Genomic DNA, 24,123 nt, shown 5'->3' with positions numbered 1-24,123 from the left:
ATAGCGCATTTCCGGCGAGGCTTTAACGGGGCGGAAGCTGTGCCAGGCGGTCAAGAATGTCGAGTACCACCATGCGCGGTGGCCGCTCGTCGGTTTCCACCACCAGATCGGCGATTTCCCGATAGAGCGGATCACGGATCGCCAGCAGGTCGCGCAGGGTTTTTTCGGGATTGGCAGTGCGCAACAGCGGACGGTTGCGATCACGGGAGGTGCGACCGACCTGCTGCTCGACGGAGGCGTGCAGGTATACCACCCGCCCGCCTTCGTGCAGCGCCTTGCGGTTGGCATCGCGCATCACCGCGCCGCCGCCGGTTGCCAGCACAACGCCGTCGAACGCGCACAGCTCGGCGATCATCGCCTGTTCTCGATCACGAAAACCGGGCTCGCCTTCCTTGTCGAAGATCCACGGAATATTGGCGCCCGTACGCAGTTCAATTTCCTTGTCGGAATCCTTGAACGGCAGGCGCAGCTCTTTGGCCAGTAATCGGCCGATGGTGCTTTTCCCAGCGCCCATCGGTCCTACAAGAATCAAATTTCGCACAGAATCAACGACTCACAGCAATCGCCTGGTTATTCATGATACGCGGAGTGAGGAATACCAGCAGCTCGGATTTTTTATCCGAAACCACATCACGCCGGAAAAGGCGGCCAAGATACGGCACATCGCCAAGAAATGGCACCTTATCTACGACCTTGCTCTGAGTATTTGAGAAAACCCCGCCAATCACGATGGTCTCGCCGTCGTTCACCAGTACCTTGGCATTGACCTCGTTTTTCTTGATCGGCGGTACATCCTGCACTTTGTTCAGGTAATCCGGCTCGTCCTTGGTGACCTTCACCTCCATGATGATGCGGTTGTCCGGCGTGATCTGCGGCGTGACTTCCAGCGACAGCGAGGCCTCCTTGAAGGACACCGACGTGGCACCACTGGAGCTGGCCTCCTGATACGGGATCTCGGTGCCCTTGAGGATCTTCGCTGTCTCCTTGTCGGAGGTGACCACCTTGGGCTGCGAGACGATTTCGCCGTTGCCGGTCTTCTCCATCGCCGTCAGCTCGAGATCCAGCAAGACGTTGTCGGTGATGAAGGCGATGCCGATCCCGGAGGTATTGTTGACCGTGCCCATGTCGACGAACGGCGAGTTGGTACTGGTGCTGCCCGGCGTACCGATCGTGGTCGACGAACCATTGCTGACCCCGGAAGTGTTCCAGTTGCCCTTGTTCTGGATCGAACCGCCCCAGCGCACGCCCAGGCTCTTGTCGTAATCGACGTTGGCCTCGACGATTCGCGCCTCGATCATCACCTGGCGCACCGGAATATCCAGCTGCGCCACGATCCGCCGCAGCTCGTCCAGGCGGTCCTGGGTCTGATAGGCGATGATGTTGTTGGTGCGTTCATCGACGGTGATCGAGCCCCGCTCGTCAACCTTGGCCTCGGCGCTGGTGACCGACTGGAACAGCTTGGCAATGTCCGCCGCCTTGGCATAGTTCACCTGCAGCAGTTCACGACGCAGTGGCGCCAGCTCGGCGATCTGCTTCTGCGACTCCAGCTCCTGCCGTTCGCGAGCGGCAATTTCATCTGCCGGCGCCACCAGCAACACATTGCCGACCTTGCGCTTGTCCAGTCCTTTGGTCTTGAGCACCAGATCCAGCGCCTGATCCCACGGCACGTTTTGCAGGCGCAAGGTGATCCCGCCCTGCACCGTGTCGCTGGCCACCAGGTTGAGGTTGGTGAAGTCCGCAATCAACTGCAGCACCGAACGCACGTCGATATCCTGAAAGTTGAGGGACAGTTTCTCACCACTGTAGTTGTTGCGGTCGGCGTTGCGTTTTTGCAGATCGTCGATGGTCAGTGGCCGGATACTCACGGTCAGCTTGTTGTCGGTCTGGTAGGTGGAATAGTCGAACGTGCCGCCGGGCTCGACGGTAATGATCGCCCGATCCCCGCTGACGGCGGCGTTGACGAACTGCACCGGGGTGGCGAAATCCTTGACGTCAAGACGCACCCGCAACGGTTCCGGCAACTGGGTACGGGCAAAGTTGAGAATGATCTTGCCGTCATGCTCCTGGATGTCTGGCGCGATGGCAGGGTCGGACAGGTCGATGACGACGTTGCCCTCGCCGGCAGTGCCACGCTGGAAGTCCACACCACGGATGGCCCTGGCGACTGGCGCGTAAGCCCGGGCCGGCGCCGCGACCGGCGTGGCACGCGGCGTCTTCGCGGCAGGTCGCGGCGCACTGGGCCTGGTGCCTTGTCCGACCACCACGAACAGCGTGTTGCCCTCGACCCGGGCGTCATAGGGTGCCAGCTGCGTCAGATTGATGATCAATCGGGTACGGTCGTTGGCCTCGACCACCGTGGCGGAACGCGCGTTGCCGCTGCCAAGGTCGCGGGTCTTGCTCGCAAGCTGGCTGGTTACTCCCGGCAGATCGAGGGCGATCCGCGCCGGTGAGTCGGTGGTGTAACCCTTGGGTTGCGGCGGCGGGCCGTCGAACGACAGCTTCAACTCGACGCGATCCCCCGGCAACGCCGCCACGTCCAGCATCTTCAGGTTGGCCGCTTCAACCATCGGTGACAGCAGCGCTATCCATAGCGAAAAACCGAGGGTGGAGAAAATCCTGTTCATTGTTCGACTTCCACTATGAGTGCTCTTTCAAAGGAATGGTGCGCGGCCGCTCCAGCCAGGCGCCTTCGCCGTCCGGAACGATCTCGATCACATCGACCTGGGAGGCGCTGATGGCGACGATGCGCCCCTCGTTGCGCCCCAGGTAATCGCCGACTTTCAGCCGATGCACCCCGCCCGCACCGCGCAACAGCGCATAGAAGCCGGAGGCATTGGCAATCGTGCCGACCATCTCGAACTGCTCGATGTTGAAACCTTCGAGGTATTGCCTGACCCGGTTCGGATCGGGTTTGACGTTACGTGAACCGTGCTGCTGCCCGGCCAGATCGACCCGAACCTGACGCGAGAACGGGCTGCGCAGATTGGCTGCGCTGTAGGTGAACGTCGGGAAGGAACGAAAGGTCGGTGTCGGTTCGATCTTGCCTGGCGGCCGCAGGCGCACCTCATTCATGTAGGCATCGAGATCGCTGAAGTCGTTGCCGCCGCAACCGCACAACCCCAGGGTCAATGTCGACAACAGAAGGAATCGGATCGGGCTCATTTCTGCAGCCCCTTGTCGTTGTAGCGGTAAGTCTTGGCGAGGATGCTCATGCGCAGCTTCGTCCCGCCCTCAGGGTTGGCCGGGGCCAGTTCGAAATCATGCAGGGTCACGATCCGCGGCAGACCGGCCACACCGCTGACGAAGGTGGCGAGGTCATGATAGGCGCCGGTAACGGTGATCTGGATCGGCAGCTCGATGTAGAACTGCTGCGTCACTTCGGGCAACAGTTTGATCTCTTCGAATTCAAGACCGCTGCCCAGTCCGGTGCGGGTGATGTCCTCCAGCAACCCGGGCACTTCGGTATCGCTGGGCAATTGCCGCAGCAGCACACCGAACGAGTTCTCCATCTCGCTCATCTGCTGCGTGTAAAGCTCCAGGTTGGCCGCCATGCGCGCCTTGCTGGCGAACTGTTCCTTGAGCGTGGCTTCTTCCGTACGCTTGGTTTCAAGCCCGTTTTCCATGTCACTGATGAAGAAGTTGTAGCCCAGCGCCAGAACCAGAATCATCAGCAGCGCCCCGGCAAGGCCTTTCACTGCCGGCGGCCACGAGCCGATGTTGCTGGTGTCCAGATCGTTGAAATCGATATTGCGCAGGCTGGCCAGCCATTCGGACGGTTTCATGGCTCGTCCTCCAGGTTCTTCGGCCGGGTCTGATGAACAGTCAACTGGAAAACGTTGGCCTGATCCAGCTGCCCTGCCGTGGTCGCCTTGACTTCATTCAGGGTCGGCGCATCGAACCAGTCGGACGCTTCAAGGTTGCGCATCAGGTCCGATACCCGATTGTTCGATTCCGCCGCGCCACTGATCGACAGGGTCTTGCCGACCATTTTCACGCTGGTGAAATACACACCGTCAGGCAGGGTACGCGCCAGTTGATCGAAGATCCGCCCGCTGATCTGCCGATTACCCTGAAGGTCCTGGATGATGCGCATGCGTTCCACCAGTTGCTGACGACGCGCCTTCAGTTCGCTGATCTGCTTGATCCGCTCATCGATCACGGCGATCTGTTTGCCGAGGTAGTCGTTACGAGCCTGTTGATGTTCGATGGCCATACCGAGCACCTGCGCAGCAATGAACACCGCACCGATCGAGCCGACCACCACCCCGGTCAGGGCCAGCAGAAAGCGTTTGCGCCGTTCTTCGCGGCGCTCCTCGCGCCAGGGGAGAAGGTTGATCCGCGCCATCAGTCGAAACTCCTGAGCGCGAGCCCGCAGGCAATCATCAGGGCCGGCGCGTCACTGGCCAGTGCCCCGGCGTTGACCTTGCTGCTCAGGGCCATGTCGGAAAACGGATTGGCAACCTGGGTCGGCGTGCCCAGGCGTTCTTCGATCAAGCGGTCCAGACCTGGCACCGAGGCCGTACCGCCGGCCAGCATTATGTGATCGACCGCGTTGTACTGACCGGAAGCAAAGAAGAATTGCAGGGAGCGCGAAACCTGCTGCACCAGCGCCTCGCGAAACGGCTGCAGGACTTCGCTGACGTAATCGTCCGGCAGGCCGCCCTGCTTCTTGGCCAGCCCGGCCTGCTCGAGGGTCAGGCCATAGCGACGCTGGATCTCCTCGGTCAGCTGGCGACCGCCGAACAGTTGTTCGCGGGTATAGATGATCCGCCCGTCATGCAGGACGCTGAGGGTGGTCATGGTGGCGCCGATGTCGACCACCGCGACGGTGAGGCGCTCCTGCGAGGCGGCCAATTGGGTGGCCAGCAGGCCGAACGAACGTTCCAGGGCATAAGCCTCGACGTCCACCACCCGCGCTGTCAGACCGGCCAGGGCCAGGGCCGCCTCCCGAACTTCGACGTTTTCCTTGCGACAGGCGGCCAGCAGCACATTGACCCGCTCGGGGTTGCGCGGCGAAACGCCCTGGACTTCGAAATCGATGGCCACTTCGTCCAGCGGATAGGGAATGTACTGGTCGGCCTCGATCTTGAGCTGGTTTTCCAGCTCGTCCTCGGACAGGCCGGCATCCATCTCGATGACCTTGGTGATCACCGCAGAGCCGGCCACCGCCACTGCCACGGATTTCAGCCCGGTGCGCGCCTTGACCAGCACCCGGGACAGGGCATGCCCGACGCCTTCGAGTTCGGCGATGTTCTTCTCGACCACGGCATTGGCCGGCAACGGCTCCACCGCGTACGCCTCGACCCGGTAGCGCTCCCCCTGGCGGCTGAGCTCCAGCAACTTCACCGAAGTGGAGCTGATATCGATCCCCAGCAACGTATTGGTCTTTTTATTGAAGAGTCCTAGCACTACCAATTCCCTATGACTTTCCGTGAGTTACGGACTCTGTAATGCGCATTGCGTTCCCTGGCCCCGTCTTGACAGAAGCGCAAATGACGCCCCCAGCGGAAAAGTGCTTATAATGCCCAGCGATTTTTTCCGCTTTGTACCGCCAGCGCGGGCCGTTCTGTGTGTTCCCGGAACCCTGGCGCCAAATTCATTCTTTGCCCTGGATGTCCAAAAGCCTTGATTCGTCTGCTGAAATTCTTCGGTTGGTCCATCGTCGCCGTTTTCTGCGGACTGCTTTTAGTTCTCAGCGGCGCGTTTCTTTACCTTAGTCCGGGTTTGCCATCTGTGGAGGCGCTGAGAAGCATTCAGTTGCAGATTCCGCTCCGGGTGTACAGCAGCGACAACAAATTGATCGCAGAATTTGGCGAAATGCGCCGCACACCGATCCGTTTCGCCGACATTCCCCCCAATTTCATTAATGCGTTACTAAGTGCTGAAGACGACAATTTCGCCAACCACTATGGTGTCGATCCGAGCAGCCTGATGCGTGCCGCGACCCAACTGGTCAAAAGCGGGCACATTCAGTCCGGTGGCAGCACCATTACCATGCAGGTGGCGAAGAACTTCTTCCTGACCAGCGAACGCAGCTTCTCGCGCAAGGCGACTGAAATCCTCCTGGCCCTGCAGATCGAGCGGCAGTTGACCAAGGACGAGATCCTTGAGCTGTACGTGAACAAGATCTATCTGGGCAACCGCGCCTACGGCATCGAGGCGGCGGCGCAGGTGTATTACGGCAAGTCGATCCGCGAGGTCAGCCTGGCGCAGATGGCGATGATCGCCGGCCTGCCGAAAGCCCCGTCGCGCTTCAACCCGCTGGCCAACCCCGCCCGCAGCAAGGAGCGTCGCGACTGGATCCTCGGGCGCATGTACAAACTCGGCAAGATCACCGAAGCCGACTACACCGCCGCCATCAACGAACCGCTGAACGCCAGCTATCACGTACCGACCCCGGAAGTGAATGCGCCGTACATCGCCGAGATGGCCCGCGCCGAAATGGTCGGCCGCTACGGCAGCGACGCCTATACCGAAGGTTTCCGCGTCACCACCACGGTGCCGAGCAACCTGCAGGAAATGGCCAACACCGCGTTGCACGAAGGCCTGATGACTTACGACCAGCGTCACGGCTATCGTGGCCCCGAATCGCGCCTGCCGGGCAAGACCCGTGAAGCCTGGGCCGTCGAATTGACCAAACAACGCACCATCAGCAGCCTCGAACCGGCCATCGTCACCCAGGTCGACAAGAACGGCCTGCAAGTGCTGACCCGTACCGGTGAAGAGCATGTGGCCTGGGACACCATGAAATGGGCGCGTCCGTTCCTCAATACCAACAGCATGGGCGCCGCGCCGCGTCAGCCTTCGGATGTGGCGCAGGTCGGTGATCTGGTGCGCGTGCAGCGCCAGCCGAACAATTCGCTGAAGTTCAGCCAGATTCCGCAGGCGCAAGGCGCACTGGTATCGCTTGACCCGCAGAATGGTGCGGTCCGCTCGCTGGTCGGCGGTTTCGCCTTCGAGCAGAGCAACTACAACCGCGCGATGCAGGCCAAGCGTCAGCCGGGCTCGAGCTTCAAGCCGTTCGTCTACAGCGCCGCACTGGACAACGGCTACACAGCTGCCAGCCTGGTCAATGACGCACCGATCGTGTTCGTCGACGAGTATCTGGACAAGGTCTGGCGTCCGAAGAACGACACCAATACCTTCCTCGGCCCGATACGCCTGCGCGAGGCCCTGTACAAGTCGCGCAACCTGGTTTCGATCCGCCTGCTGCAGGCGATGGGCGTAGGCAAGACCATCGACTACATCACCCGCTTCGGCTTCAACAAGCAGGACCTGCCGCCAAACCTTTCGCTGGCCCTGGGCACCGCGACCCTGACGCCGATGGAAATCGCTACCGGCTGGAGCACCTTCGCCAACGGCGGTTACAAGATCACTCCGTACATCATCGACAAGATCGAAAGCCGTAACGGCGACACGCTGTTCGTCGCCAACCCGCCGACCGTACCGCAGGGCGGCGCGGTCACCGACGGCATCGCAGCACCGGCGACCCAATCGATCACCGTCGACGCAGCACCGGTTCCGGGTGAAGCACCGGGCAGCGCCGCTGTGCCGCAAACACCGGCAGTCGCCGAGCGCATTGTCGATGGCCGTACCACGTACATCCTCAACAGCATGCTGCAGGACGTGATCAAGCTCGGCACCGGTCGCCGCGCACTGGCCATGGGCCGCAGCGACATCGCGGGCAAAACCGGTACCACCAACGAATCCAAGGACGCCTGGTTCTCCGGTTACAACGCCGATTACGTGACCACGGTCTGGACCGGTTTCGACCAGCCGGAAAGCCTCGGTCGCCGGGAGTTCGGCGGCACCGTGGCGCTGCCGATCTGGATGAACTACATGAGCGCGGCACTCAAGGACAAGCCACCGCATGTCCAGCCAGAGCCGGAAGGCATCCTCAGCCTGCGGGTAGACCCGGTCAGCGGTCGCGCAGCTTCGCCGAGCACCCCTGGCGCCTACTTCGAACTGTTCAAGGCCGAAGACACGCCGCCGTCGGTCAACGAGATCGGCAATGGCGCCGTGCCGGGCAGCCCGCTGCCGGCGGATGAACAGGCGCCGATCGATTTGTTCTGATCCGGATCCGCTAAAGAGCCCCGCCTTCGTGAGAAGTGCGGGGCTTTTTATTGTTTGAGGGAGTTACAGTGGATGAACCGGCCCCGTCGCTGGCAAGCCAGCTCCCACAGGGTTTGTTGAATGTCCACAGTGTGCGCCTCACTTCATCTTTTGTGGGAGCTGGCTTGCCAGCGATGAGGCCTGCGCACCCGATACAAAACCCTCAGGCACAAAAAAGCCCCGGCTCTCACGAGCCAGGGCTTTCGTTTGGAGCGTTACAACGACTTAGCCGTTGAACACGTCATCCACGCTTTTCAGCGGGTAGTGCTTCGGATATGGCAGGGTCGCCACACCGGTCTCGATGGCGGCCTTGGCCACGGCGTCGGAGACGACGGTGATCAGGCGTGCGTCCATCGGCTTCGGAATGATGTACTCACGGCCGAACTCCAGTGCATCGACGCCGTAGGCGGCGCAGACTTCCTTCGGCACCGGCAGCTTGGCCAGGTCCTTCAGGGCGTTGGCGGCAGCGATCTTCATTTCTTCGTTGATGCGCTTGGCGCGAACGTCCAGGGCACCACGGAAAATGAACGGGAAGCCCAGTACGTTGTTGACCTGGTTCGGGTAGTCCGAACGGCCGGTGGCCATGATCACGTCGTTGCGGGTGGCGTGAGCCAGCTCCGGGGAGATTTCCGGATCCGGGTTGGAGCAGGCGAAGACGATCGGGTTGGCCGCCATGCGCTTCAGCTGCTCGGCGCTCAGCAGGTTCGGGCCGGACAGGCCGACGAACACGTCAGCGCCTTCGATGGCGTCGTCCAGGGTGCGCTTGTCGGTCGCGTGAGCGAACACGGCCTTGTACTGGTTCAGGTCGTCACGGCCAGCGTGGATCACGCCGGTACGGTCGATCATGTAGATGTTTTCGACCTTGGCGCCCATGCTCACCAGCAGTTTCATGCAGGAGATGGCGGCAGCGCCGGCGCCCAGGCAGACGATCTTAGCGTCCGCCAGGGTTTTGCCAGCGATTTCCAGGGCGTTGATCATGCCGGCAGCGGTGACGATCGCGGTGCCGTGCTGGTCATCGTGGAATACCGGAATGTCGCACTGCTCGATCAGGGCGCGTTCGATCTCGAAGCACTCCGGAGCCTTGATGTCTTCCAGGTTGATGCCACCGAAGGTGATGGAGATGCGCTTGACGGTGTCGATGAAGGCTTGCGGGCTTTCCGAGTCGACTTCGATGTCGAAGACGTCGATGCCGGCGAAGCGCTTGAACAGCACGCCTTTACCTTCCATCACAGGCTTGGAGGCCAGTGGGCCGAGGTTACCCAGACCGAGAATCGCGGTGCCATCGGAAATGACTGCAACCAGGTTGCCCTTGCCGGTGTACTTGTAGGCCAGCTCAGGATCGCGGGCGATCTCGCGCACTGGTTCAGCTACGCCGGGGCTGTAGGCCAGCGACAGGTCGCGGGCGGTAGCAGTGGCCTTGGTGAGCTCGACACTCAGCTTTCCTGGACGAGGATTGGCATGATATTCGAGAGCGGCAGTTTTCAGATCAGACATTTTGGCATTCCGCTTTTTACTGTTGGACAGACTGGTCAGCGAGGATACGCGCCTCGCAAAGTCCCCACAAGACTGCCCGGTCACCCCTGTCAAGCGCCCTGCCCTACGACTTTGGGCCAAGAGCCACGGCGCACAAGGGCTCGACTGTTCACAATCAACAGAAAAAATGTCTACAATTTTTCTTCAGCGAGATGTCTGCAACATGGAAGGATCGGTCAGCGGCAGCAGCCAACGGGCCTGACCGGTTTTCAAGCCACCCTTCCGGGAACGGTCGACCACCCAGCCCCGGGCCTCGATCTGCCTGCCCTCCAGCACTTGCAGGGCATTGCCATCGAAGCGATCCAGCAGATTGGGTGCAACACGCAGTACAAGCTTATCCTGCAACTCGATCCAGATTCCGCCACGATTGCGCTGAACCTTGCTCACACGCCCGCTGACGATGGCGAAACCCGAGCGCTCGATCTGCTCCGCTTTCAGTACAGGTGAGCGTCTCCAAAGACCAAGCCCGGCCTGCCGGGCGCTACGTTCGGCGGCTTGCTGACAATCGACAAGATCGACATTCGGTGCCACCGCGACCTGGAAACCCAGGCCCTCGGCGAGCATTTGCGCCTCGAGACTGGCGCCGTTGACGCTGTAGAGATGGGCGAGCGTACGCCCGTAATGGTCTTTTTCTTGCGCACCAAGGCGCAAACCGACCCGCCCGCCACTGTCAGCCACCAGGGCTTCCAGGCGTTTGCGCGCCGCCACGGCAAACGGTTCGTCGCTGCGACCCTGCTTGCCCAATTCAGGTGTGTTGAGACCGATCAGGCGTACGCTGCGGCCGTCACTCAGGCGCACAGTGTCGCCATCGACGACCCGCTGCACCACAACGCTGGACACGCCCGAAGGCGCCGGACAAAAGGCCTGGGCAGCGGACAGCCAAATCGCGGACACAAAAAAGGCGCCCGCAAGGGACGCCTTTTTCATCAGTCCGGAAAAGCCGCTGAGGTTTTCCAGAATGAAGGGCCTCAGGCCTTTTTCGCGCCGAAAGCACCGAAACGGTCGGCGAACTTCTGAACGCGACCACCGGTGTCCAGAGTCTTCTGCTTACCGGTGTAGAACGGGTGGCACTCGTTGCAAACGTCGATCGCCAGGGCTTTGCCGAAGGTCGAACGGGTTTCGAACTTGTTGCCGCAGCTGCAAGTTACTGCAACTTCTGGGTAATTCGGGTGGATATCGGCTTTCATGGTGTTTTCCTCAGCTGGCGTGCCGCCATCCAACACGATTGTTGAATACCGCACGTAATTAGGCCGCGGATTCTACCAGACAATGCCAATCACGCAAGCTGTCCCTTAGACCGACCGTCTGCTAGGCTCCCGGCCATTGCGCGATCCCTGTTGGAGCGAGCTTGCTCGCGGAGGCGCCGTGTCAGTCAATAAAGAGGCTGACAGACAGAATGCCATCGCGAGCAAGCTCGCTCCCACAGGGTTATAAGCCAAACCCTTCTTCCTGTTTGATCGAGATCCCGCGTGCCCGACGCCATTCTGCGCCTCGCCCTGCCTTCGCCCCTGCGCCGCCTGTTCGATTACCGGGCCCCGGCCGGTGTCCGGCGTTCGCAGTTGCAACCGGGCATGCGCCTGCGGGTACCGTTCGGTCGTCGGGAGATGATCGGGATACTGGTGGAAGTCAGCGACACCAGCGAAGTCCCGGCGGACAAACTCAAGCCGGCGCTGGCCCTGCTCGACATCACCGCGCCCCTGCCACCGGCCCTGTTCAAGCTGTGCCTGTGGACCGCCCAGTATTATCAGCACAGCCTCGGCGACACCCTGAGCTGGGCGCTGCCCGTGCTGCTGCGTCAGGGCGAACTGGCCGAGGCGCGCCAGGAGCGCTTCTGGTCCGTCGCTCCCGGTGCCAGCCTCGATGACCCGCGCATCGCCCGCGCCCCGCGCCAGCGTGAAGCCCTGGCAACGCTGGCCCAGCATCCTCACGGCGTCGCCCATCAGTTACTGAGCAAACTGATGCTGAGCAAGGACAGCCTCGACCTGCTGCTGGCCAAGGATCTGGTGCAGGTCGAAGTGCGCCGCCACGCCCCCGGCGTGCGTCACGAGCACTGGCTGGCCCAGCCGGAACTGCCGCTCAACGGCGAACAGCGCGCCGCCTATGAAGCGATTCGCGCCGGTTTCGACAGTTATCACGCATTCCTGCTGGCCGGGGTCACCGGCAGCGGCAAGACCGAAGTCTATTTGCAGCTGATCCGCGAAACCCTCGAGGCCGGCAAGCAGGCGCTGGTGCTGATCCCGGAGATCAACCTCGGCCCGCAAACCCTGGCCCGTTTCGAACAACGCTTCAACGCCCGCATCGCTCTGCTGCACTCGGCAGTCAACGACCGCGACCGTCTGGATGCCTGGCTCGCTGCCCGTGACGGCGAGGCCGACATTATTATCGGCACCCGTTCGGCGCTGTTCACCCCGATGAAAAATCCGGGGCTGATCATCATCGACGAAGAGCACGACAGCTCCTACAAACAGCAGGAGGGCTTGCGCTATCACGCCCGGGACCTGGCGCTGGTGCGGGCACGACAGGAAGACATCCCGATTGTCCTCGGCTCCGCAACGCCATCGCTGGAAAGCCTGCACAACGCTTACACCGGTCGTTACGGACTGCTGCGAATGAACGAACGGGCCGGCGGCGCCAAACCGCCACGGTTCCTGCGCCTGGATGTAAAAAGTCGCCCGCTGGACAGTGGTATTTCCGGACCGATGCAACAAGCCATCGGCCAGACCCTCGCCGCCGGCCAGCAGGTGCTGGTGTTCCTCAATCGCCGCGGCTTTGCCCCGACACTGCTGTGCCACGATTGCGGCTGGATGTCCGAGTGCCAGCGCTGCGATGCGCGGATGACCGTGCATCAGCGCTATGGCGAATTGCGCTGCCACCATTGCGGTTACGTCGAGCGCGTGCCGCGTCAGTGCCCGAAGTGCAACAAGGTCGATCTGCGACCGGTGGGCGCCGGCACCGAACGGGCCGAGGAGCGGCTGGCGATTCTGTTCCCGGATTACCCGGTGCTGCGCGTCGACCGCGACAGCACCTCGCGCAAGGACGCGATGAACCAGTTGTTCGCCACGATCCAGAAAGGCCAGCCGTGCATCCTGGTCGGCACCCAGATGCTGGCCAAGGGTCACCACTTCCCCCGGGTGACGCTGGTGTCGATCCTCGATGCCGACGGCGGCCTGTTCTCCGGCGACTTCCGTGCCAGCGAACGCATGGCGCAATTGATCGTGCAAGTTGCCGGGCGCGCCGGGCGGGCTGAGGAGCCGGGCAAGGTAATCATCCAGACCCATCTGGCCGACCATCCTTTATTGGTGCAATTGACCGAGCAGGGTTATTTCGCCTTCGCCGAACAGGCCCTCAGCGAGCGCCGCGCCGCTGGCCTGCCGCCGTTCGCTCATCTGGCACTGTTGCGCGCTGAAGCGCACAAGCCGGGGCAGGCCGAAGGTTTTCTCGACGAGGCGTGCAGCGAAGCCGAGCGCTTGCTGGCCGAACAGAACCTGAGCGGCATCGAGCTGCTGGGACCGGTGCCGGCACCGATGGAACGCCGCGCCGGACGCTTCCGCGCTCAATTACTATTGCAGGCCACCGCCCGGGCGCCGCTGCACCGGTTGTTGGCGAGCTGGCTGCTGACGCTTGAGCAGATGCCGAGCGGGCGGGCGGTGCGTTGGTCGCTGGATGTTGATCCGGTGGATCTGTACTGACTGGGCAAAACCGCTCGAATTGTCACCACACATCCACATCCTGCCTGCTAAGGTTGGCAAGCCCGTCTTCGCAACGGATAATGCCCAGTTTTTCCACCCGCGCATCGATGCGCCGCCGCGCTTGCGGTCGAAAGAGAAGACCATGAAAGACACCATTCGCCAGCTGATCCAACAAGCCCTCACCCAACTCGTCAACGAAGGTGTGTTGCCTGAAGGCCTGACGCCGGCGATCCAGGTGGAAAATGCCCGGGACAAGACCCACGGCGACTTCGCCAGCAATATCGCGATGATGCTGGCCAAGCCTGCAGGCATGAAGCCACGTGACCTGGCGGAAAAAATCATCGCCGCCCTGCCGGCCGACGAGAACGTCAGCAAGGCCGAAATCGCCGGTCCCGGCTTCATCAACTTCTTCCAGAACACCCAGGCACTGGCCTCGCGCCTCGACGCTGCCCTGGCCGACGCTCACGTCGGTGTGCGCAAGGCCGGCCCGGCGCAACGCACCGTGGTCGACCTGTCGGCACCGAACCTGGCCAAAGAGATGCACGTCGGCCACTTGCGCTCGACCATCATCGGCGACGGCGTGGCCCGGGTACTCGAATTCCTCGGCGACACCGTGATCCGTCAGAACCACGTCGGCGACTGGGGCACCCAGTTCGGCATGCTGATGGCGTATCTGCAGGAAAATCCGATCACCAGCGACGAGCTGTCGGACCTGGAAAACTTCTACCGCGCCGCCAAGCAGCGTTTCGACGAATCCCCGGAATTCGCCGACCGCGCCCGTGGCCTGGTGGTCAAGCTGCAGGCCGGCGATGCCGAATGCCTGGCCCTGTGGACCCGGTTCAAGGACATCTCGCTGTCGCACTGCCAGAAGATCTACGAACTGTTGAACGTCAAACTGACCATGGCCGACGTGATGGGCGAAAGCGCCTACAACGACGACCTGATCAACGTGGTCAACGACCTCAAGGCCGCCGGCATGCTGGTTGAAAGCAACGGCGCGCAGTGCGTGTTCCTCGACGAATTCAAGAACGCCGAAGGCGAGCCGCTGCCGGTGATCATCGTCAAGGCCGACGGCGGCTACTTGTACGCCACCACCGACCTGGCCGCCGTACGCTACCGCAGCGGCAAACTCAAGGCCGACCGTGCGCTGTACTTCGTCGACCAGCGTCAGGCCCTGCACTTCCAGCAAGTGTTCGCCGTGGCGCGCAAGGCCGGTTTCGTGACCCATCCGATGGAAATGGAGCACATGGGCTTCGGCACCATGAACGGCGCCGACGGCCGTCCGTTCAAGACCCGTGACGGCGGCACCGTGAAGCTGATCGATCTGCTGACCGAAGCGCAGGAACGTGCCTACAGTCTGGTGAAGGAAAAGAACCCTGAGCTCGCCGAAGATGAACTGCGCGCCATCGCCAAAGTAGTCGGCATCGGCGCCGTGAAGTACGCCGACCTGTCGAAGCACCGCACCAGCGACTACAGCTTCAACTTCGACCTGATGCTCAACTTCGAAGGCAACACCGCGCCGTACCTGCTGTATGCCTACACTCGCGTGGCCGGCGTGTTCCGCAAGCTGGGCAAGGATTTCAGCGAAGTCGACGGTCAGATCGTCCTCGAAGCGGCGCACGAGCAGGAACTGGCGGCCAAACTGGCGCAGTTCGGTGAAGTGCTGAACAACGTCGCGGAAAAGGGCACGCCGCACACCCTGTGCACCTACCTGTACGACGTCGCCGGCCTGTTCTCCAGCTTCTACGAGAACTGCCCGATCCTCGCCGCGGACACCCCGGCACAAATGCAGAGCCGCCTGCGCCTTGCCGCGCTGACCGGCCGTACCCTCAAGCAAGGCCTGGAACTGCTCGGCCTGGAAACCCTGGAGCGTATGTAAGTTGGCTGCCAAGAAAAAACCTGCACCCAAGCGTGGCGCCAGCCGTTACCAAGCTCCTGCGAAGCAACCGATCCCGGGCTGGCTGTGGATGGCCATCGGCCTGACGGTCGGCGCGTTCATCGTGTTCCTGATGAAACTGGAGCCGGGCAAGGGCAGCGACACGGTCAAGCGCGAGAAGGTCGAGCAACAGCAACAACAGAAAGCCACCAAGATCGCCGAGGCCAACAAGACCCCGCCGAGCCCGACGCAACCGGTGAAGCCGAAGTACGACTTCTACACCCTGCTGCCGGAATCGGAGGTGATCGTGCCGCCTGACGCCGTGCCGGAGAAAACCCTGCCGACGCCACAGGTGCCGGCGATTCCGACCACACCGGTGACCCCGGCCGAAGCGGCGAAGATCGACACCGCACGCGCCCAGGCCGCACTCGCCGGAATCACCCCGCCGCCAGCGCCGCCGGTGACCAAGGCTGCGCCGGTGACCAAGTTCTTCCTGCAGGCCGGCTCGTTCCGCAAAGAGGCCGATGCCGACAAGGTTCGCGCGCAGATCATCCTGCTCGGCCAGGCGGTGGCAGTTGAATCCGGGACGGTGAAGGAAGAAACCTGGTACCGCGTACTGGTCGGTCCGTTCAGCAACCGCGAACAACTGACCACCGCCCAGAAACAACTGGCGGGCGCAGGGTTCAGCAACCTGTTGTTACAACAACGCCAGAGCCGCTAAACAACGCCCCACTGATCGTTCCCACGCTCCGCGTGGGAATGCAGCCCGGGACGCTCCGCGTCTCTTGCCGCAGGGACGCGGAGCGTCCATTGAGGCATTCCCACGCGGAGCATGGGAACGATCATGTCTCTCTGCGTGGGAGCGCTCATGTACAAACCACCGCTCGTCCCCTCTCCCGCCCCGCAGTTGAAATCCTCTCCACCACCCCCATATGAAGGGGCATAAGGCATTTTCGCCCCGCAGTGTGGAGACTCTTCCCTTGACCACCATCGTTTCAGTCCGCCGCCACGGCAAAGTCGTCATGGGCGGCGACGGCCAGGTTTCTCTCGGCAACACCGTGATGAAAGGCAACGCGAAGAAAGTTCGTCGCCTGTACCACGGCCAGGTCATTGCCGGTTTCGCCGGCGCCACCGCCGACGCCTTTACCCTGTTCGAACGTTTCGAAGGCCAGCTCGAGAAACATCAGGGCCACCTGATCCGCGCCGCCGTCGAACTCGCCAAGGAATGGCGCACCGACCGCTCCCTGAGCCGCCTCGAAGCGATGCTCGCGGTTGCCAACAAGGATGCCTCGCTGATCATCACCGGCAACGGTGACGTGGTCGAACCCGAAGACGGCCTGATCGCCATGGGTTCCGGCGGCGCCTACGCGCAAGCCGCCGCCAGCGCCCTGCTGAAGAAGACCGACCTGTCGGCCCGCGAAATCGTCGAGACCGCTCTAGGCATCGCCGGCGACATCTGCGTATTCACCAACCACACCCAGACCATTGAGGAGCAGGATCTCGCTGAATGAGCCTGATGCGGCCCCTGTGCCACGGCTTGTTTCTGCTTGAGGACCGTCAATTATTATGTCCATGACTCCCCGCGAAATCGTCCACGAACTCAACCGCCACATCATCGGCCAGGACGATGCCAAGCGCGCTGTCGCGATTGCCTTGCGCAACCGCTGGCGCCGCATGCAGCTGCCTGAAGAGCTGCGCGTTGAAGTGACCCCGAAGAACATTCTGATGATCGGCCCGACCGGTGTCGGTAAAACCGAGATCGCCCGTCGCCTGGCCAAGCTGGCCAACGCACCGTTCATCAAGGTCGAAGCGACCAAGTTCACCGAAGTCGGCTACGTTGGCCGCGACGTCGAATCGATCATCCGGGATCTGGCCGATGCCGCGATCAAGATGCTGCGCGAGCAGGAAATGACCCGCGTGCGCCACCGCGCCGAAGACGCAGCCGAGGACCGCATCCTCGACGCCCTGCTGCCGCCGGCACGCATGGGCTTCGGCAACGAAGACGCGCCGACCCAGGATTCCAACACCCGCCAGCTGTTCCGCAAACGCCTGCGTGAAGGCCAGCTGGACGACAAGGAAATCGAGATCGAAGTGGCCGAAATGGCCGGCATCGAGATCGCCACGCCTCCGGGCATGGAAGAGATGACCAACCAGCTGCAGTCCCTGTTCGCCAACATGGGCAAGGGCAAGAAGAAGTCCCGCAAGCTGAAGGTCAAGGAAGCGCTGAAACTGGTGCGCGATGAAGAGGCCGGTCGCCTGGTCAACGAAGAAGAGTTGAAGGCCAAGGCCCTGGAGGCGGTCGAGCAGCACGGCATCGTGTTCATCGACGAAATCGACAAGGTCGCCAAGCGTGGCAATGTCGGCGGCGCCGATGTGTCCCGCGAAGGTGTGCAACGCGACCTGCTGCCGCTGATCGAAGGCTGCACCGTCAACACCAAGCTGGGCATGGTCAAGACCGACCATATCCTGTTCATCGCCTCCGGTGCGTTCCACCTGAGCAAGCCGAGCGATCTGGTGCCGGAGCTGCAAGGCCGTCTGCCGATCCGCGTCGAACTCAAGGCCCTGAGCCCGGAAGATTTCGAACGCATCCTCAGCGAACCGCACGCTTCGCTCACCGAGCAATACTGCGCGCTGCTGAAGACCGAAGGCCTGAACATCCAGTTCCAGCCGGAAGGCATCAAGCGCCTGGCGGAGATCGCCTGGCAGGTCAACGAGAAGACCGAGAACATCGGTGCCCGTCGCCTGCACACGCTGCTCGAGCGCCTGCTGGAAGAGGTGTCGTTCAGTGCCGGCGACCTGGCCAGCGCCCACGACGACAAGGCGATCCTGATCGACGCCGAGTACGTCAACAGCCACCTGGGCGAATTGGCACAGAACGAAGATCTGTCCCGTTATATCCTGTAAGCCATACTTACAGCAGTAGCGGACCCTGTGGGAGCGAGCTTGCTCGCGAAGAGGCCGTGTCAGTCGATATCAATGTTGTCTGACACACCGCTTTCGCGAGCAAGCTCGCTCCCACATTTGCTCAAGGGTCGCCCACACATCGGACGCCAGCCCATGACCCAACTCCCCACCGACATCAAACTGCACAAAGCCTCGAAAACCCTGTCGCTCAAATACGCGTCCGGCGAGGAATACACCCTGCCCGCCGAATTCCTGCGCGTGCATTCCCCCTCCGCCGAGGTCCAGGGCCACGGCAAACCGATTCTGCAATCCGGCAAGCTGCATGTCGGCCTGACCAAGGTCGAACCGGCCGGTCAGTACGCACTGAAACTGACCTTCGACGACGGTCATGACAGCGGCCTGTTCACCTGGGATTACCTCTACGAACTGGGGCGACGTTATGACGCACTCTGGGCGGATTATCTGGCCGAGCTCAAAGCTGCCGGCAAAACCCGCGACCCGGACCAGTCCGTCGTCAAGCTGATGCTCTAGTCCGCACCTCGGACTGTTTAGAGGGCATTTTCTAGATTCATCTGTTTGAATGCTCCGCTAAAGCGGCCCGGGATCGGCTGCTTGCGAAAAAAATCAATCTCGGGTAACCAATGGAACTGGCAAGTTCCCTGCAGTGCTCTACGACTGTAAAGCAGCTATGCAGAATCAACGGTCACCCGAGCAGTAGTACCTGGCATTGGCTGTGGAACTGCACAGCAGAAAACCGGGTACTCGTCTCAGGACAATGGAGCGTCGTAGATGAGTAACAAGAATAACGATGATTTGAAGTACCAGGCCTCGGAGAACACCCTGGGGCTGAATCCCGTCGTTGGGCTACGCGGAAAGGATCTGCTGGCCTCTGCTCGGATGGTGCTGACCCAGGCCATCAAACAACCGATCCATAGCGTCAGACACGTCACTCATTTCGGCCTCGAACTGAAGAACGTGCTGTTCGGCAAATCAGAACTGCAACCGGCTGGCGATGACCGTCGCTTCGTCGATCCGGCGTGGAGTCAGAACCCGCTGTACAAACGTTACCTGCAAACCTACCTGGCATGGCGCAAGGAACTCCATGCCTGGATCGACGACAGCAGCCTCTCGCCCAAGGACATCGCGCGCGGCCACTTCGTGATCAACCTGATGACCGAAGCCATGGCGCCGACCAACAGCATGGCCAACCCGGCGGCGGTCAAACGCTTCTTCGAGACCGGCGGCAAAAGCCTGCTCGACGGCCTCTCCCATCTGGCCAAGGATCTGGTGCACAACGGCGGCATGCCGAGCCAGGTCAACATGGGCGCCTTCGAGGTCGGCAAGACCCTGGGCGTGAGCGAAGGCGCAGTGGTGTTTCGCAACGACGTGCTGGAGCTGATCCAGTACAAACCCATCACCGAGCAGGTACACGAGCGTCCGCTGCTGGTGGTGCCGCCGCAAATCAACAAGTTCTATGTATTCGACCTGAGCCCGGACAAGAGCCTGGCGCGCTTCTGCCTGCGCAACAATGTGCAGACCTTCATCGTCAGCTGGCGCAACCCGACCAAGGAACAGCGCGAGTGGGGCCTGTCGACCTACATCGAAGCCCTGAAGGAAGCGGTCGACGTGGTCACCGCGATCACCGGCAGCAAGGACGTCAACATGCTCGGCGCCTGCTCCGGCGGCATCACCTGCACCGCCCTGCTCGGCCACTACGCCGCCACCGGCGAGAACAAGGTCAATGCCCTGACCCTGCTGGTCAGCGTGCTCGACACCACCCTGGACAGCGACGTCGCACTCTTCGTCGACGAGCAGACCCTGGAGATGGCCAAGCGTCATTCGTATCAGGCCGGTGTGCTGGAAGGCAAAGACATGGCCAAGGTCTTCGCCTGGATGCGCCCCAACGACCTGATCTGGAACTACTGGGTCAACAACTACCTGCTGGGCAACGAACCGCCGGTGTTCGATATCCTGTTCTGGAACAACGACACCACCCGGTTGCCGGCCGCGTTCCACGGTGACCTGATCGAGATGTTCAAAAACAATCCACTGACCCGTCCCGATGCACTGGAAGTGTGCGGCACGCCGATCGACCTCAAGAAGGTCACGGCCGACATCTTCTCGCTGGCCGGCACCAACGACCACATCACCCCGTGGAAATCCTGCTACAAGTCGGCGCAGCTGTTTGGTGGCAAGGTGGAATTCGTGCTGTCCAGCAGCGGGCATATCCAGAGCATCCTGAACCCGCCGGGCAACCCGAAATCCCGTTACATGACCAGCGACGAAATGACCGCCAATGCCGATGACTGGCAGGAAAACTCGACCAAGCACACCGACTCCTGGTGGCTGTACTGGCAGGCCTGGCAGGCGGCACGCTCGGGCGAACTGAAAAAGGCACCGACGAAGCTGGGCAACAAGGCGTATCCGGCGGGAGAAGCCTCGCCGGGCACTTACGTACACGAGCGGTAACTGACACCTGTGGGAGCGAGCTTGCTCCGGGCGGCGTTCCGACGAAGGCGGACTGACATTCAACATTGAAATCGACTGATCCGCCGCTTTCGCGAGCAAGCTCGCTCCCACAGTTAAAGATGAGATAGAGATTTCACCCACAGGGCCCTGAAGCATGCCGCAACCGTTCATCTTCCGTACCGTCGAGCTGGATGGCCAGACCCTCCGGACCGCCGTACGCCCCGGCAAGCCTCACTTGACGCCCTTGCTGATTTTCAACGGCATCGGCGCCAACCTGGAGCTGGTGTTTCCTTTTGTCGCGGCGCTGGATCCGGATCTGGAAGTGATCGCCTTCGACGTGCCTGGCGTCGGCGGTTCTTCGACGCCGAGCCGGCCGTACCGCTTTCCCGGGCTGGCGAAGCTGACGGCACGCATGCTCGATTACCTCGACTACGGCCAGGTCAATGTGATCGGCGTGTCCTGGGGCGGCGCGCTGGCGCAGCAGTTCGCCCATGACTATCCCGAGCGCTGCAAGAAGCTGGTACTGGCCGCCACGGCAGCGGGCGCGGTGATGGTGCCGGGCAAGCCGAAGGTGCTGTGGATGATGGCCAGTCCGCGCCGCTACATCCAGCCGTCCCATGTGATCCGCATCGCCCCGATGATCTACGGCGGTTCGTTCCGGCGTGATCCCACCCTCGCCGCCAGCCATGCGGCCAAGGTACGTTCGGCGGGCAAGCTCGGCTATTACTGGCAACTGTTCGCGGGCCTCGGCTGGACCAGCATTCACTGGCTGCACAAGATCCACCAGCCGACTCTGGTGCTGGCCGGCGACGACGATCCGCTGATCCCGCTGATCAACATGCGTCTGCTCGCCTGGCGCATTCCCAACGCGCAATTGCACATCATCGATGACGGGCATCTGTTCCTCATCACCCGGGCCGAAGCCGTGGCGCCGATCATCATGAAATTTCTCCAGGAGGAACGCCTTCGCGCAGTGATGCATCCCCACCCAACACCGCTGGGCGGATAACCGTTCGGACACGGTTTTCTGGACAGTTCCTTGCAGGACTTTTTGCAAGTGCGTGGCAGGACGCCGCGCAGGCAACAACCCGCAACAGCGTCTATGGTGTTCTGGTTCGGTGTGTTTGTTATTGACCTGAAGACGAAGGAGTGTTGAGTCATGCGCGACAAACCAGCGACGGGCGCAGCGCCCGGTCCTGCCGTGTTCATCAATGCACAGAGTGCAATGGCCGGCCTGCGTGGCCGCGATCTGATTTCGACGCTGCGCAGCGTCGCCGCCCATGGTCTGCGCAACCCGATCCACAGCGCCAGACACGCGTTGAAACTCGGTGGCGCGCTCGGACGCGTGCTGCTCGGCGAAACCCTGCACCCGACCAACCCCAACGACAGCCGCTTTGCCGACCCGGCCTGGAGCCTCAATCCGTTCTATCGCCGGAGCCTGCAGGCCTATCTGAGCTGGCAGAAACAGGTCAAGAGCTGGATCGACGAAAGCAGCATGAGCGACGACGATCGCGCCCGTGCGCACTTCGCTTTTTCCCTGATCAACGACGCCGTGGCGCCTTCCAATACGCTGCTCAATCCGCTGGCGATCAAGGAGCTGTTCAACTCCGGCGGTCACAGTCTGGTGCGCGGCCTGAGTCATCTGTTCGATGACCTGCTGCACAACGACGGCTTGCCACGTCAGGTGACAAGACAGGCTTTCGAAGTCGGCAAGACGGTTGCCACCACCACCGGCTCGGTGGTGTTTCGCAACGAATTGCTCGAACTGATCCAGTACAGGCCAATGAGCGAAAAGCAGTACTCGAAACCGTTGCTGGTGGTGCCGCCGCAAATCAACAAGTACTACATTTTCGACCTGAGCCCGAACAACAGCTTCGTCCAGTACGCCCTGAAAAACGGCTTGCAGACCTTCATGATCAGTTGGCGCAATCCGGACGTGCGCCATCGCGAATGGGGCCTGTCGACCTACGTCGAGGCCGTGGAAGAAGCGATGAATATCTGCCGGGCGATCACTGGTGCCCGGGAAGTCAACCTGGTGGGAGCCTGTGCCGGCGGGCTGACCATCGCCGCGCTGCAAGGGCACTTGCAGGCCAAGCGGCAGTTGCGGCGGGTCTCCAGCGCCACCTATCTGGTGAGCCTGCTGGACAGCCAGATCGACTCTCCGGCCACACTGTTCGCCGACGAGCAGACCCTCGAAGCGGCCAAGCGCCGCTCTTATCAGAAAGGCGTGCTGGACGGTCGCGACATGGCCAAAGTGTTCGCCTGGATGCGACCCAACGATCTGATCTGGAGCTACTTCGTCAACAACTACCTGCTGGGCAAGGAGCCGCCGGCGTTCGACATCCTCTACTGGAACAACGACAGCACCCGCCTGCCGGCGGCGTTTCATGGCGATCTGCTGGACTTCTTCAAGCACAACCCGCTGATTCATTCGGGAGGCCTGGAAGTCTGCGGCACGCCGATCGACCTGCAGAAAGTCACGGTCGACAGTTTCAGCGTGGCCGGCATGAACGACCACATCACGCCGTGGGACGCGGTCTATCGCTCGACCCTGCTGCTGGGCGGCGAGCGGCGTTTCGTGCTGTCCAACAGCGGCCATGTGCAGAGCATTCTCAATCCGCCGAGCAACCCCAAAGCCACCTACGTCGAGAACGGCAAGCTGAGCAGCGACCCGCGCGCCTGGTACTACGACGCGAAAAAAGTCGACGGCAGCTGGTGGCCGCAATGGCTGGAATGGGTCCAGCAACGTTCCGGCACCCTGCATGAAACCCGGATGACCCTGGGCAACGCGAATTATCCACCGATGGAGGCGGCACCCGGCACTTACGTGCGCGTGCGCTGACCGACCCCGACCCTGTTAAGAATACTGGATGAAAACAAGCGAACGGATCCTCGAATGTGCCCTGCAGTTGTTCAACGAGAAGGGCGAGCCGAACGTCTCCACCATGGAGGTTGCCAATGAAATGGGGATCAGCCCGGGCAACCTCTACTACCACTTCCATGGCAAGGAACCGCTGATTCTCGGGCTGTTCGAGCGTTTTCAGAACGAACTGGCGCCACTGCTCGACCCGCCCGCCGATGTCGAACTGGCGCCAGAGGATTACTGGTTGTTCCTGCACCTGATCGTCGAACGCCTGGCGCAGTACCGGTTCCTGTTCCAGGACCTGTCGAACCTGGCCGGGCGCCTGCCGAAACTGGCCAAGGGCATTCGCCAGTTCCTCAATGTCCTGAAGCGCACGCTGGCGTCACTGCTCGCGCGGTTGAAAGCATCGGGGCAACTGGTCAGCGATACCCAGGCGCTGGGACAACTGGTGGAACAGATCACCATGACCCTGCTGTTCTCGCTGGACTACCAGCGGATTCTCGATCGCGAGGGGGAAGTAAGGCTGGTGGTGTACCAGATCATGATGCTGGTGGCGCCGCACCTGTTGCCGCCGGTGAAGGTGGCGACGGAGCGGATGGCGCTGCAGTATCTCGAAGATCACGAGTGAGTCAGGCAGATCGCCGCCCTCACCCTAGCCCTCTCCCAGAGGGAGAGGG

At 61.8% G+C, this 24,123-nt stretch carries 20 protein-coding genes; 11 read left to right on the top strand and 9 right to left on the bottom strand.

The annotated features are described in order from the left end of the window. Positions 1–22: 22 nt before the first annotated feature. Genes aroK through BBF94_RS13205 form a run of 6 tightly spaced genes read right to left on the bottom strand, consistent with a single transcriptional unit; the run spans position 23 to position 5,409 of the window. On the bottom strand, positions 23–541 hold the full coding sequence (gene aroK / locus BBF94_RS13230) for a shikimate kinase AroK (protein WP_011332081.1): 519 nt from the start codon (positions 539–541) through the stop codon (positions 23–25). A gap of 4 nt (positions 542–545) precedes the next feature. Next, entirely contained in the window at positions 546–2,624 is a 2,079-nt protein-coding gene (pilQ, locus tag BBF94_RS13225) for a type IV pilus secretin PilQ (RefSeq protein ID WP_065259469.1), read from the bottom strand. Positions 2,625–2,637: 13 nt separating this feature from the next. Further along, positions 2,638–3,162: a pilus assembly protein PilP gene (locus BBF94_RS13220; RefSeq protein ID WP_065259468.1), complete on the bottom strand. Its 525-nt coding sequence runs from the start codon at positions 3,160–3,162 to the stop codon at positions 2,638–2,640. After that, positions 3,159–3,782: a type 4a pilus biogenesis protein PilO gene (gene pilO / locus BBF94_RS13215; RefSeq protein ID WP_065259467.1), complete on the bottom strand. Its 624-nt coding sequence runs from the start codon at positions 3,780–3,782 to the stop codon at positions 3,159–3,161. Before pilO ends, BBF94_RS13220 begins: the two co-directional genes overlap by 4 nt. Then, positions 3,779–4,345: a PilN domain-containing protein gene (locus tag BBF94_RS13210; RefSeq protein ID WP_065259466.1), complete on the bottom strand. Its 567-nt coding sequence runs from the start codon at positions 4,343–4,345 to the stop codon at positions 3,779–3,781. Before BBF94_RS13210 ends, pilO begins: the two co-directional genes overlap by 4 nt. Then, a complete protein-coding gene (locus BBF94_RS13205; protein ID WP_065259465.1) occupies positions 4,345–5,409 on the bottom strand; it encodes a pilus assembly protein PilM in 1,065 nt (354 codons plus the stop codon). The genes BBF94_RS13210 and BBF94_RS13205 overlap by 1 nt, the downstream gene beginning before the upstream one ends. Positions 5,410–5,625: 216 nt before the next feature. Between BBF94_RS13205 and BBF94_RS13200 the strand changes: the two genes are divergently transcribed. Beyond that, on the top strand, positions 5,626–8,073 hold the full coding sequence (locus BBF94_RS13200) for a penicillin-binding protein 1A (protein WP_065259464.1): 2,448 nt from the start codon (positions 5,626–5,628) through the stop codon (positions 8,071–8,073). Between the two features lie 264 nt (positions 8,074–8,337). On the opposite strand, the gene BBF94_RS13195 is transcribed toward BBF94_RS13200, so the two are convergent. The 3 genes from BBF94_RS13195 to rpmE form a co-directional block, all read right to left on the bottom strand. Beyond that, positions 8,338–9,606, bottom strand: coding sequence for a malic enzyme-like NAD(P)-binding protein (locus tag BBF94_RS13195; RefSeq protein ID WP_065259463.1), 1,269 nt, complete (start codon positions 9,604–9,606; stop codon positions 8,338–8,340). Between the two features lie 183 nt (positions 9,607–9,789). Next, entirely contained in the window at positions 9,790–10,572 is a 783-nt protein-coding gene (locus tag BBF94_RS13190) for a thermonuclease family protein (protein WP_065259462.1), read from the bottom strand. Between the two features lie 41 nt (positions 10,573–10,613). Then, entirely contained in the window at positions 10,614–10,832 is a 219-nt protein-coding gene (gene rpmE, locus BBF94_RS13185) for a 50S ribosomal protein L31 (protein WP_007952398.1), read from the bottom strand. A gap of 282 nt (positions 10,833–11,114) precedes the next feature. On the opposite strand from rpmE, the gene BBF94_RS13180 reads away from it, so the two are divergent. The 10 genes from BBF94_RS13180 (at position 11,115) to BBF94_RS13135 (ending at position 24,074) form a co-directional block, all read left to right on the top strand. After that, positions 11,115–13,334 carry a primosomal protein N' gene (locus BBF94_RS13180; RefSeq protein ID WP_065259461.1) on the top strand — a complete coding sequence of 740 codons (2,220 nt, stop codon included), beginning with the start codon at positions 11,115–11,117 and terminating at the stop codon, positions 13,332–13,334. A gap of 142 nt (positions 13,335–13,476) precedes the next feature. After that, on the top strand, positions 13,477–15,213 hold the full coding sequence (gene argS / locus BBF94_RS13175) for an arginine--tRNA ligase (RefSeq protein ID WP_065259460.1): 1,737 nt from the start codon (positions 13,477–13,479) through the stop codon (positions 15,211–15,213). Position 15,214: 1 nt separating this feature from the next. Next, positions 15,215–15,931 (top strand): SPOR domain-containing protein, encoded by a 717-nt coding sequence (locus BBF94_RS13170; RefSeq protein WP_065259459.1) that lies wholly within the window; start codon positions 15,215–15,217, stop codon positions 15,929–15,931. A 259-nt stretch (positions 15,932–16,190) separates the two neighbouring features. Then, entirely contained in the window at positions 16,191–16,721 is a 531-nt protein-coding gene (hslV, locus tag BBF94_RS13165; RefSeq protein ID WP_007968352.1) for an ATP-dependent protease subunit HslV, read from the top strand. 55 nt (positions 16,722–16,776) lie between these two features. Then, positions 16,777–18,114: an ATP-dependent protease ATPase subunit HslU gene (gene hslU, locus BBF94_RS13160; RefSeq protein ID WP_065259458.1), complete on the top strand. Its 1,338-nt coding sequence runs from the start codon at positions 16,777–16,779 to the stop codon at positions 18,112–18,114. Between the two features lie 153 nt (positions 18,115–18,267). Next, positions 18,268–18,645: a gamma-butyrobetaine hydroxylase-like domain-containing protein gene (locus BBF94_RS13155; protein ID WP_065259457.1), complete on the top strand. Its 378-nt coding sequence runs from the start codon at positions 18,268–18,270 to the stop codon at positions 18,643–18,645. Positions 18,646–18,903: 258 nt separating this feature from the next. Next, the gene (gene phaC / locus BBF94_RS13150) at positions 18,904–20,583 is read left to right on the top strand and encodes a class II poly(R)-hydroxyalkanoic acid synthase (RefSeq protein ID WP_065259456.1); all 1,680 of its coding nucleotides are present in this window, start codon (positions 18,904–18,906) and stop codon (positions 20,581–20,583) included. 154 nt (positions 20,584–20,737) lie between these two features. After that, complete coding sequence (gene phaZ / locus BBF94_RS13145) at positions 20,738–21,592, top strand: poly(3-hydroxyalkanoate) depolymerase (protein ID WP_065259455.1); 855 nt, start codon at positions 20,738–20,740, stop codon at positions 21,590–21,592. Between the two features lie 150 nt (positions 21,593–21,742). Then, positions 21,743–23,425, top strand: coding sequence for a class II poly(R)-hydroxyalkanoic acid synthase (gene phaC, locus BBF94_RS13140; RefSeq protein WP_065259454.1), 1,683 nt, complete (start codon positions 21,743–21,745; stop codon positions 23,423–23,425). 28 nt (positions 23,426–23,453) lie between these two features. Further along, on the top strand, positions 23,454–24,074 hold the full coding sequence (locus BBF94_RS13135; RefSeq protein WP_065259453.1) for a TetR/AcrR family transcriptional regulator: 621 nt from the start codon (positions 23,454–23,456) through the stop codon (positions 24,072–24,074). The last annotated feature ends 49 nt before the right edge of the window (positions 24,075–24,123 follow it).

This window comes from Pseudomonas bananamidigenes (assembly GCF_001679645.1).
In the GTDB taxonomy this organism is placed as follows: domain Bacteria; phylum Pseudomonadota; class Gammaproteobacteria; order Pseudomonadales; family Pseudomonadaceae; genus Aquipseudomonas; species Aquipseudomonas bananamidigenes.
Note: the sequence above shows the minus strand (reverse complement) of the source record. Positions and strands in the feature narration are given on the sequence as shown.

What these genes read in the sequence shown, in the direction of transcription:
- BBF94_RS13195 (WP_065259463.1), bottom strand. Translation starts at nt 9,606, where the DNA reads ATGTCTGATCTGAAAACTGCCGCTCTCGAATATCATGCCAATCCTCGT.
- BBF94_RS13155 (WP_065259457.1), top strand. Translation starts at nt 18,268, where the DNA reads ATGACCCAACTCCCCACCGACATCAAACTGCACAAAGCCTCGAAAACC.
- phaZ (WP_065259455.1), top strand. Translation starts at nt 20,738, where the DNA reads ATGCCGCAACCGTTCATCTTCCGTACCGTCGAGCTGGATGGCCAGACC.
- pilO (WP_065259467.1), bottom strand. Translation starts at nt 3,782, where the DNA reads ATGAAACCGTCCGAATGGCTGGCCAGCCTGCGCAATATCGATTTCAAC.
- BBF94_RS13220 (WP_065259468.1), bottom strand. Translation starts at nt 3,162, where the DNA reads ATGAGCCCGATCCGATTCCTTCTGTTGTCGACATTGACCCTGGGGTTG.
- phaC (WP_065259454.1), top strand. Translation starts at nt 21,743, where the DNA reads ATGCGCGACAAACCAGCGACGGGCGCAGCGCCCGGTCCTGCCGTGTTC.
- rpmE (WP_007952398.1), bottom strand. Translation starts at nt 10,832, where the DNA reads ATGAAAGCCGATATCCACCCGAATTACCCAGAAGTTGCAGTAACTTGC.
- BBF94_RS13135 (WP_065259453.1), top strand. Translation starts at nt 23,454, where the DNA reads ATGAAAACAAGCGAACGGATCCTCGAATGTGCCCTGCAGTTGTTCAAC.
- phaC (WP_065259456.1), top strand. Translation starts at nt 18,904, where the DNA reads ATGAGTAACAAGAATAACGATGATTTGAAGTACCAGGCCTCGGAGAAC.
- pilQ (WP_065259469.1), bottom strand. Translation starts at nt 2,624, where the DNA reads ATGAACAGGATTTTCTCCACCCTCGGTTTTTCGCTATGGATAGCGCTG.
- argS (WP_065259460.1), top strand. Translation starts at nt 13,477, where the DNA reads ATGAAAGACACCATTCGCCAGCTGATCCAACAAGCCCTCACCCAACTC.
- BBF94_RS13210 (WP_065259466.1), bottom strand. Translation starts at nt 4,345, where the DNA reads ATGGCGCGGATCAACCTTCTCCCCTGGCGCGAGGAGCGCCGCGAAGAA.
- BBF94_RS13190 (WP_065259462.1), bottom strand. Translation starts at nt 10,572, where the DNA reads ATGAAAAAGGCGTCCCTTGCGGGCGCCTTTTTTGTGTCCGCGATTTGG.
- hslU (WP_065259458.1), top strand. Translation starts at nt 16,777, where the DNA reads ATGTCCATGACTCCCCGCGAAATCGTCCACGAACTCAACCGCCACATC.